7 protein-coding genes are annotated in these 8,117 nt (G+C 73.1%); 4 read left to right on the plus strand and 3 right to left on the minus strand.

The window, feature by feature from the left end:
• Both ABD52_RS34495 and ABD52_RS34500 read left to right on the plus strand, forming a co-directional pair.
• Positions 1-729 (plus strand): SDR family NAD(P)-dependent oxidoreductase (locus ABD52_RS34495; protein WP_047894498.1); only part of this gene is annotated, 729 nt, incomplete at its 5' end.
• Between the two features lie 45 nt (positions 730-774).
• Positions 775-1,155, plus strand: a complete 381-nt coding sequence (locus ABD52_RS34500) for a VOC family protein (protein ID WP_013286495.1) — start codon at positions 775-777, stop codon at positions 1,153-1,155.
• A gap of 57 nt (positions 1,156-1,212) precedes the next feature.
• Here ABD52_RS34500 and ABD52_RS34505 read toward each other — a convergent pair whose 3' ends face one another.
• Both ABD52_RS34505 and ABD52_RS34510 read right to left on the minus strand, forming a co-directional pair.
• On the minus strand, positions 1,213-4,227 hold the full coding sequence (locus tag ABD52_RS34505; RefSeq protein ID WP_047894499.1) for a glycosyl hydrolase: 3,015 nt from the start codon (positions 4,225-4,227) through the stop codon (positions 1,213-1,215).
• A gap of 261 nt (positions 4,228-4,488) precedes the next feature.
• Positions 4,489-4,851 (minus strand): hypothetical protein, encoded by a 363-nt coding sequence (locus ABD52_RS34510; RefSeq protein ID WP_013476667.1) that lies wholly within the window; start codon positions 4,849-4,851, stop codon positions 4,489-4,491.
• 96 nt (positions 4,852-4,947) lie between these two features.
• On the opposite strand from ABD52_RS34510, the gene ABD52_RS34515 reads away from it, so the two are divergent.
• Together ABD52_RS34515 and ABD52_RS34520 are read left to right on the plus strand one after the other, a co-directional pair.
• Complete coding sequence (locus ABD52_RS34515) at positions 4,948-5,568, plus strand: L-threonylcarbamoyladenylate synthase (RefSeq protein WP_013286492.1); 621 nt, start codon at positions 4,948-4,950, stop codon at positions 5,566-5,568.
• A 76-nt stretch (positions 5,569-5,644) separates the two neighbouring features.
• A complete protein-coding gene (locus ABD52_RS34520) occupies positions 5,645-7,219 on the plus strand; it encodes a Na+/H+ antiporter (protein WP_030273226.1) in 1,575 nt (524 codons plus the stop codon).
• Between the two features lie 44 nt (positions 7,220-7,263).
• Here ABD52_RS34520 and ABD52_RS34525 read toward each other — a convergent pair.
• A partial coding sequence (locus tag ABD52_RS34525; protein ID WP_047894500.1) for a hypothetical protein occupies positions 7,264-8,117 on the minus strand: 854 nt, incomplete at its 5' end.

Consider the following 8,117-nt stretch of genomic DNA (forward strand, 5'->3'; position numbering starts at 1 on the left):
ATCCTGGACCTCCCGCCCGCTACCCCGGAGGACCTGGCCGAGACCGGCCGGCGGGTGACGGCGGCGGGCGCCCGCTGGTCGGCGCACGTGGCCGATCAGCGCGACATCGGCGCGGTACGCGCTGTCGCCGAGGCGGTGGAACGCGAACACGGCGGCGTGGACGTGCTGTTCGCCAACGCCGGCATCCAGGCGTTCGCGCCGCTGCTGGAGATGACCGACCGGCACTGGCACGACCAGATCGACGTGAACCTCACCGGCGCCGCGAACGTGCTGCGGGTCTTCGCGCCGTTGCTGGTACGTCGCGGCAGCGGGCGGATCGTGGTCACGTCGTCCACCCAGGGGCAGCACGGCACGACGAACGGGTCCGCGTACTCGGCGTCCAAGTGGGGACTGATCGGGCTGGTCAAGTCCGCCGCGCTGGAACTCGGGCCGCACGGCGTGACGGTGAACGCGGTGATCCCGGGGCTGGTCGACACCGCCCTGACCCGGCACCGGGACCGGTACGTCCAGGCGCTCGTCGAGGCGGGCAAGCCGGCCTCCGGTGACCTGGCTCAGGTGGAGGACGCCGCGATTCAGGCGCTGCGGTCGAAGACGCCGCTCGGCGTGCCGTGGGTGGAGCCGGAGGACGTGGCGCCGCTGGTGGTGTTCCTCGCCTCCGACGCCGCGCGGATGGTCAGCGGCACGTCGTTCGCCGCGACCGCCGGCGACAGCGCCCACGTGACCGCCTGACCTCGCCGGGCTGCCGCTGCCGGCGGTCGTGGCTAGGCTCGGGCGATGCATCGATCGAGGTTGTACGCCCTGATCATCGACGCGCCGCAGGACGAGGCGGGGGAGTGTGCCGCGTTCTGGTCCGCCGCGCTCGGCGCGAGCCTGCGTACCGATCCGGCCGAACCGGAGTTCACCGGCCTGGCCGACGTGGTGCCGGGGCTGGTCACCGCCGTGCAGTCGGTCGACGACGCGCCCCGTCACCATCTCGACATCGAGACCGACGACGTGGCCGCCGAGGTGGAGCGGCTGTGCGGGCTGGGCGCCACGCCGGTGTCCCGTTGGCTCGACTGCCACGTGCTGCGCGCGCCGGGTGGGCACCTGCTCTGCGTCATCCCGGTGGCCGGCGACAGCGAGGTGTTCGAGGCCACCGCGACCCGCTGGCCGTGAACCGGTAGGCACGAGCCGGCGCCCCGGCCGCGCGGGCCGGGGCGCCGGAACCGTGGGTCAGGAGCCGTACGGCAGCGTGACCGTCGAGGCGTTGCCGACGCCGAGGATCGTGGGCGCGCCACCGATGGCGTTCCACACCTCGACGCGTACCGTGCCGCCGGACAGGTTGCCCAGCGTGCCGGTGGCCGAGAGCAGGCCCTGGGTCTGCCGGTAGCGCTCCGCACCCGGGATCGGATCGGTGGCGAAGTACCGGTAGGTCTCCACCCGCTCGACGCTGCCGTTGCCGGTCAGGTCGTACGAGACCCGGATCTGGACGCCGTTGCCGATCGCGGTCCCCGCGTCGACGGCCAGGTCGAACGCGGTCGCCCCGCCGGTGTACGTGCCGGTCAGCCCGGTGGCGGTGAACACCTGCGGGTTGGCCGGTGTGCCGTCGGAGTTGCCGTTCGCCGCCGCCACGTTCACCGTGCCGGCGGTGCCGGCGCTGCCGTCCAGCCCGCCGCCCGTACGCAGGTAGCGGACCGGTGTCAGCGGGGTGCCGGTACTCGGAGTGGGGCTGGCGGTGGTCGGCGTCGGCGTCGGCGTCGGGCTGGCCGTGGTCGGCGTCGGACTGGCGGTCGTCGGGGTCGGCGTCGGCGTCGAGGTCGGCGGCGGACCGGTCGGCACGGTCACGCCGCCGGTGGCGTCGCCGCCGCTCCACGCGTACGCCCCGGAGGTGGCCGTCCTCCCGGCCGGCACGGTGAGCGTGGTGCCGTTGGAGAACGTGACTGTGAGCGGCCGGGCGGTGATGTTCGACGCCACGTAGGTGCGGGCGCCGTTCTTGACGAACACCTTCGCCAGCGGGTGGTTCGCGGTGACCGTGGTGTCCACGGTGCCGAGCGCGGCGAGGTTGCGGATCCAGTGGAACGTGTGTGCCTTGCTCTCGCCCTCCTCGCTGGTGAACCCGCTGTTCGCCCGGAAGTTGCGCAGCGCCTGCTCGCCGTCGCCGAGGGCCAGGAACTCCCAGATGATGTCCTGCCACACGGTCGGCGGGCCGCCCTTGTTGGTGACCAGCTCGGCGTAGTTGGCCTTGACGTACTCGGGGTGGTCGCCCAGGTAGAGGTGACCGCCGGTGATCGGCAGCATGTTGATGCCCTGGATCATCTCCGGCGCGGAGGAGAACCAGGTCGCGTACGCCCCGCCGTCGCCCCACACCATGCCGACCGTCTTGTGCCCGAACGCGGCCGGGAAGTTCTGGTCGTACACGTCGAACCAGTACTCGGAGATGGCCGCCGACTGCGTGGTCCACAGGTAGACCCCGGCGTCGCGGACGGCGGTGTCGCCGGTGGCCTGACCCCACTGGATCAGCGCGTTGGCGAAGTTCATCCCCTCCGAGGAGGACTCCTGGTTGTTGCCGGCGAAGAACGGCGCCAGCCCGGAGGCCCAGTCGTGCCCGGCGTAGATGTCGAAGTCCCGCAGGTAGGGGAAGCGGCTGTCGGCGCGGTCGTAGTTGTTGGCGTCGCGGATGAGCAGGTCGATCATGCCGCCGTAGCGGCTGTCGTCGGCCCAGCCCGGGTCGAACTTGGCGACAGTGGCGGCGGCGGCGATGAAGTAGCCGTAGTGGAAGTGGTGGTCGTTGAGGTCCTCGTCGGAGCCGTACGAGGCCGGGTAGCCGATCAGCGTGCCCCAGTTGCGGTCGTAGTAGAACAGCTGGCTGGTCTCGCCCGAGCCGGCGGTGAGCCAGTTGGTCAGCCGGTTCTTCATCGCGGTCACCGCCGCGTCGCGGACCGGGGTCTGCCCGAGCTGGTCGGCGATCTCGGCGATCCGGGCGGCCCGGCCGAGTCCCTTGCCCGCCCAGTAGGTGTCCCGGCCGCTGACGCCCTCCGGGTTGCCCTGCTCGGCGTTGAGGTAGCCGGTGACGGTGGCCAGGTCCGCGCCGCTGGAGTCGCCGACGGCGGGCACCTCGGGCAGCACACCGGTGAAACGCATCGTGGTGGTGAACGACGGCACGCCGGTGAGCACCCGCATGGCGCCGCGCGCCGAGACGTACGTCGGGGTGATCGGGGTGGCGCCGGTGAGGCTGCGCCACTGGTGCGGGTAGAGCGCCACCACTGTCTTCGTCTCGCTGCCCTCGCGGGGCGTGGTGGTGAACGCGTACGTGGTGCGCACCGTTCCCGCCGACGGGTCGTACGTGTAGCTCATCCGGGTGCCGGTGACGTGGGCGTGGGCGTACCGGCCGTAGGTGTCGGCCAGGGCGGCCCGGTCGCCGCCGCCGGGCAGCACCGCGACCGAGAAGTACCCCTTGCCGGCCAGCGTCGAGCTGATGCCGGCGCCGTTGACGGTCCAGGTCGCGCCGGTCGGTGCGTACGCGACGTAGTCGTGGCCGTTGACAGTGAAGCCGATGGTGGCGCCGGAGTTGCGCCACACGGTGGGCGTCGCGGTGGCGGTGAGCTGCGCGGTGCCGCCGCTGACCGTGTAGTAGCTGAACGGCAGCCCGTGGCCGATGGTGGCGCGCATGGTGCGGCTGCCGTCGCTCCAGTCGGCGGTGACCGTCCAGTCGCTCCAGCCGGCCGCCTTGACGACCGGCGCGGACAGTCCGGGCATCCCGACGCGGACGTCCTCGCCGTACGGGTAGTGGAACTCGCCGACGCCGGTCGCGGTGCCGCTGATGGCCGGGGTGGTGGTGTACGACAGGCCGAGCCCGTTGTTCTCGGCCTTGAACGCCAGCGGGTGGGCGTGCAGGTTCTCGCTGCCGGCGCAGTTGTTGCGCTTCCAGATCAGCGACGACCACCAGTCGTTGGTGGGGATGGCGCCGGCGGGCGCGTCGGGGGTGGTGAAGATGCGCGGGTTGGTGCTGATCGCGCCGCAGCCCTTGGGCAGCTGGGCGCCGGGCGGCAGCGTCTCGGTGTAGCTGCCCGCGCCGACGGCGCCGGCGGTGGCCGTGCCGCCGCCGCCGGCCACGGCGCCCAGCAGGCCGGCGGCGAGCACGGACGCGGCGACGAGGGCGGTCGCCCGCAGACCGCGACGGCGGGCCGGGGACGGGACGGGCGCGGTCGGGGGTACGGGGTCGGGGGAGAAGTCCCGCAGGAGGTTCATGGAGGTCCCCTTCACGAGGAGAAGGCGGGGTACGAAATGGTGTTCCGGCAGTCGTGAGAGCGCTCTCTTGAGAAGGGACAGTAAGGTTCGGGTTACGGCTCCGTCAATGTCTTGTTACCAAAGAGAGCGCTCTCCCGTGCGCACGGAAGGCTCTCCGGTCACCTCGCGAAGCGCCCTGACCAGCGTCGACGGCCCGCACGAAGCGCCGCCCCCGACCGAGGCGGCCGGGGGCGGCGCGAGGACGCGTACGCCTACGCTGAGTCAGGCGGCGGTGGCGGCGAGACTCCGCGCGTCGGTGCGTGCCGCAGCCGTGCCCGGCTCACCGGCGGCACCGGCTCGACCGGCGCCCGGCTGCCCGGCGACCGGCCGCGACGCGGACTGCGGCGAGCCGGCGGACTGCCGGGGCGCGGCGGGCTGCCGCGGCGTCCGGGCGGCGCTCAGCCCCGCCTGCGCGTTGTTCCAGGCCGCGCACGGCCACGCCGCCCCGACGCAGCTCGGGCTGGTGCAGACGCGCTCGGCGTCCGGCTGGTGCGCGTCGGCCACCGCGGCGGCCAGGTCCCACAGCAGCGGATCGGTCACCTCCGCGGGGCGGTCGGCGACGCGGTCTGTGCTGGCTTCGGACATGATTCGGTCCCCCTGTCGTGAACGGCCCCCACCTGTTTCCGGAAACCGCCCCGGCCAAACCTGCGCCCGCCGGGACGTGGACATAGGCTGGCCGGCGTGGCGAGGTACTACGACCTGCATCCGGACAACCCCCAGCCCCGCGTGATCCGGCAGGTGGTGGACCTGCTGCGCGCCGACGGGGTGATCGCCTACCCGACCGACTCCTGCTACGCGCTCGGCTGCCGGATCGGCAACCGCGACGGCGTGGAGCGGATCCGGGAGATCCGGCGGCTCGACGACCGGCACCCGTTCACCCTGATGTGCGCCGACTTCGCCCAGCTCGGCCAGTTCGTCAAGCTCAGCAACGCGGTCTTCCGGCAGGTCAAGTCCGTCATCCCGGGCAGCTACACCTTCCTGCTGCCGGCCACCGCCGAGGTGCCCCGCCGGTTGCAGGACCCGCGGCGCCGGGTGGTCGGGGCGCGCGTACCCCGGCACACCGTGACCCAGGCGCTGCTCGCCGAACTCGGTGAGCCGCTGCTGACCAGCACGCTGCTGCTGCCCGGCGAGGACGAGCCGATGACCCAGGGCTGGGAGATCAAGGAACGGCTCGACCACCTCGTCGACGCCGTGGTCGACGCCGGGGACTGCGGGCTGGAGCCGACCACAGTGGTCGACCTGTCCGGCCCCGAGCCGGAGATCCTGCGCCGCGGCGCCGGCGACCCGGCCCGCTTCGAGTAACGATCACCCGTTCCGCCCCGCCGGGCCGCCGCCGTAGGGCACCGTGATCCCCGGCGGACGGTGACGGGGGTACGGCGTGGAAGCACTCGTGCTGATCACGGTGCTGGGTGCCACCGTGCTCGTCGGCACCACGATCGGCGGTCGCTACAGCGTCGCGCCGCCGGTCCTGCTGATCGCGATGGGCGCGCTGATCGGCCTGCTGCCGCCGTTCGAGAACCTGATCCTCGAACCCGAGGTCGTGCTGGTGCTGTTCCTTCCGGCGATCCTCTACCGGGAGAGTCTGGTCATCAGCCTCCGCGAGATCCGGGCCAACCTCACGGTGATCGTCGGGCTCGCCGTCGTGCTGGTGATCGTCACGATGGTCGCCGTCGCGTACACCGCGCAGGCCCTCGGCGTGCAGCCGGCCGCTGCGTGGGTGCTCGGGGCCGTCCTGGCGCCGACCGACGCCGCCGCCGTGGCCGGCCTGGCCAAACGGATGCCGCGCGGCATCCTCACCACGCTCCGCGCGGAGAGCCTGGTCAACGACGGTACGGCGCTGGTGCTGTTCGCGGTGGCGGCGGGCGTGGTCGCGGGCGGTACGGTGCCCGGTGCGCTGACGCTCAGCGGCGAGTTCGTCGGCAAGTCGGCCGGCGGGGTGGCCGCGGGCCTGCTCGTCGGCGCGGTCGTGGTGCTGATCCGCAAGCACGTGGACGACCCGATGCGCGAGGGCGGGCTGAGCATCCTCACCCCGTTCGTCGCGTTCCTGCTCGCCGACGCGGTGCACGCCAGCGGGGTGCTCGCGGTGGTCGTGTCCGGGCTGCTGCTGTCGTACGCCGCGCCCCGGGTGATCCGGGCCCGTTCCCGGGTCACCGCGTTCGCGTTCTGGGACCTCTCCACCTTCATGATCAACGGTGGGCTGTTCGTGCTGCTCGGCACGCAGGTGCCGCGCTCGCTGCGCAGCATCACCAGCCACTCGCCGACCGCGTCGCTCGGCATCGCGGTTCTCGTCGCAGCGGTCGTGGTGGCGATCCGCCTGCTCTGGGTGCACCTGTCGGTGTCGGCGCTGCAACGGGTGGACCGGCGGGAGTCGAGCCGGGCGCGGCACTTCGACGGCCGGATGCGTACCGCCGTGGGCTGGGCCGGGTTCCGGGGTGCCGTCTCGCTCGCCGCGGCGCTCGCCGTGCCGGTCACCATGCACGACGGGAGCCCGGTACGCGAACGTGACCTGATCATCTTCGTCACCGTCGTGGTGATCGTGCTGATCATGCTGGTGCAGGGCACCACGTTGCCCGCGGTCGTGAGCTGGGCCGGCCTGACCGGCGACCGGGAACGCGACGAGGAGGTGCGCTGGGCCCGGATCCGGGCCACCGAGGCGGCACTGGAGGCGCTGCCCCGGGCCGCCAGCGACGTGGGCGCCACCCAGGACACCGTGGACCGGCTGCGCGCCGACTACGAGGACCACCTGGCCGACGCCCGCGACCCGGGTGGCGAGGACGCGGAGGCGGAGCGGGAGATGGCCCGCCGGCTGCGGCTTCGGGTGCTCGACCACAAGCGGCAGGAGATCACCCGGCTGCGCAACACCAGGCAGATCGACGACGCGGTGCTGCGGCAGCTCCAGGCGGCCATCGACATCGAGGAGATCCGGCTGCTCGGCCCGGAGATGGAGGAGTGAGCGACGCCGCCCGCGCCGGACGTCCGGCGCAGGCGGCGGCCCGCTCAGCGTGCGTCGACGGCGACAGCCGTGTACGGGGTGGCCGGCGTCGGCGGGGTGGAGAACCGGGCGTTGGGCAGGTAGAGCCGCCCGAGGGCGCTGGCGACGGTGGTCGGCACGTCGAAGTCCGGATCGGTGAGCACCCGGCGCAGCACACCGGTGGTGCCGGCGCGGTTCAGCTCGACCGCGGCGACCTGGTTGAGCCGGTTCTGCACCACGTACAGCGTGCGGCCGAGCAGCAGCAGGCCGTCGCCGTTGACGAACGTGCTCCCCGGCACGTCGACGGTGGTGGTGACGCCGGTGGCCGGGTCCACCCGGAACAGCGTGCCGGTGTTCGACTGCACGACGATCAGCGCCCGCCCGTCCGGCGTGGGCGCGATGCCGTTGAGGTTGATGCCGGTGCCGGTCTGCTGGAAGTCGCCGGTCAGCGGCAGCGTGGTGAAGCCGCCGGCGGGCGGCAGCGTGCCACCGCGCCCCAGCGGCAGGCGGTACAGCACCGGCCGGTTCGAGTCGGTGAACCAGGCGGCGTCGCGGGTGAGCGCCACGTCGTTGACGAACGTCGGCGCATCGGCGAACCGGTAGCTCGCGAGCACGGCGCCGGTGCGCGTGTCGATCACCCGGGCGTCACCGGCGGTGCCGCCGGCGACGAAGAGCCGGCCCCGCGGGTCGACCTTCAGGCCGAGCGACGGCGTGCCGGTGGCGGGGCTGACCTGCCGGCCCGCTCCGGTGATGAGGTCGGCGCGGTAGATCTCGCCGGTGGCCCGCGACCCGAACCAGGCGTACCGGCCGGCGGCGGCGACGCCCTCCGGCTGGAAGCCGTCGGGCAGCGCGATGACGCTCGGGCGGCGGTCGTGGATCG

The sequence above is a fragment of the Micromonospora sp. RV43 genome, assembly GCF_001029515.1.
Taxonomy (GTDB): Bacteria; Actinomycetota; Actinomycetes; order Mycobacteriales; family Micromonosporaceae; genus Micromonospora; species Micromonospora aurantiaca.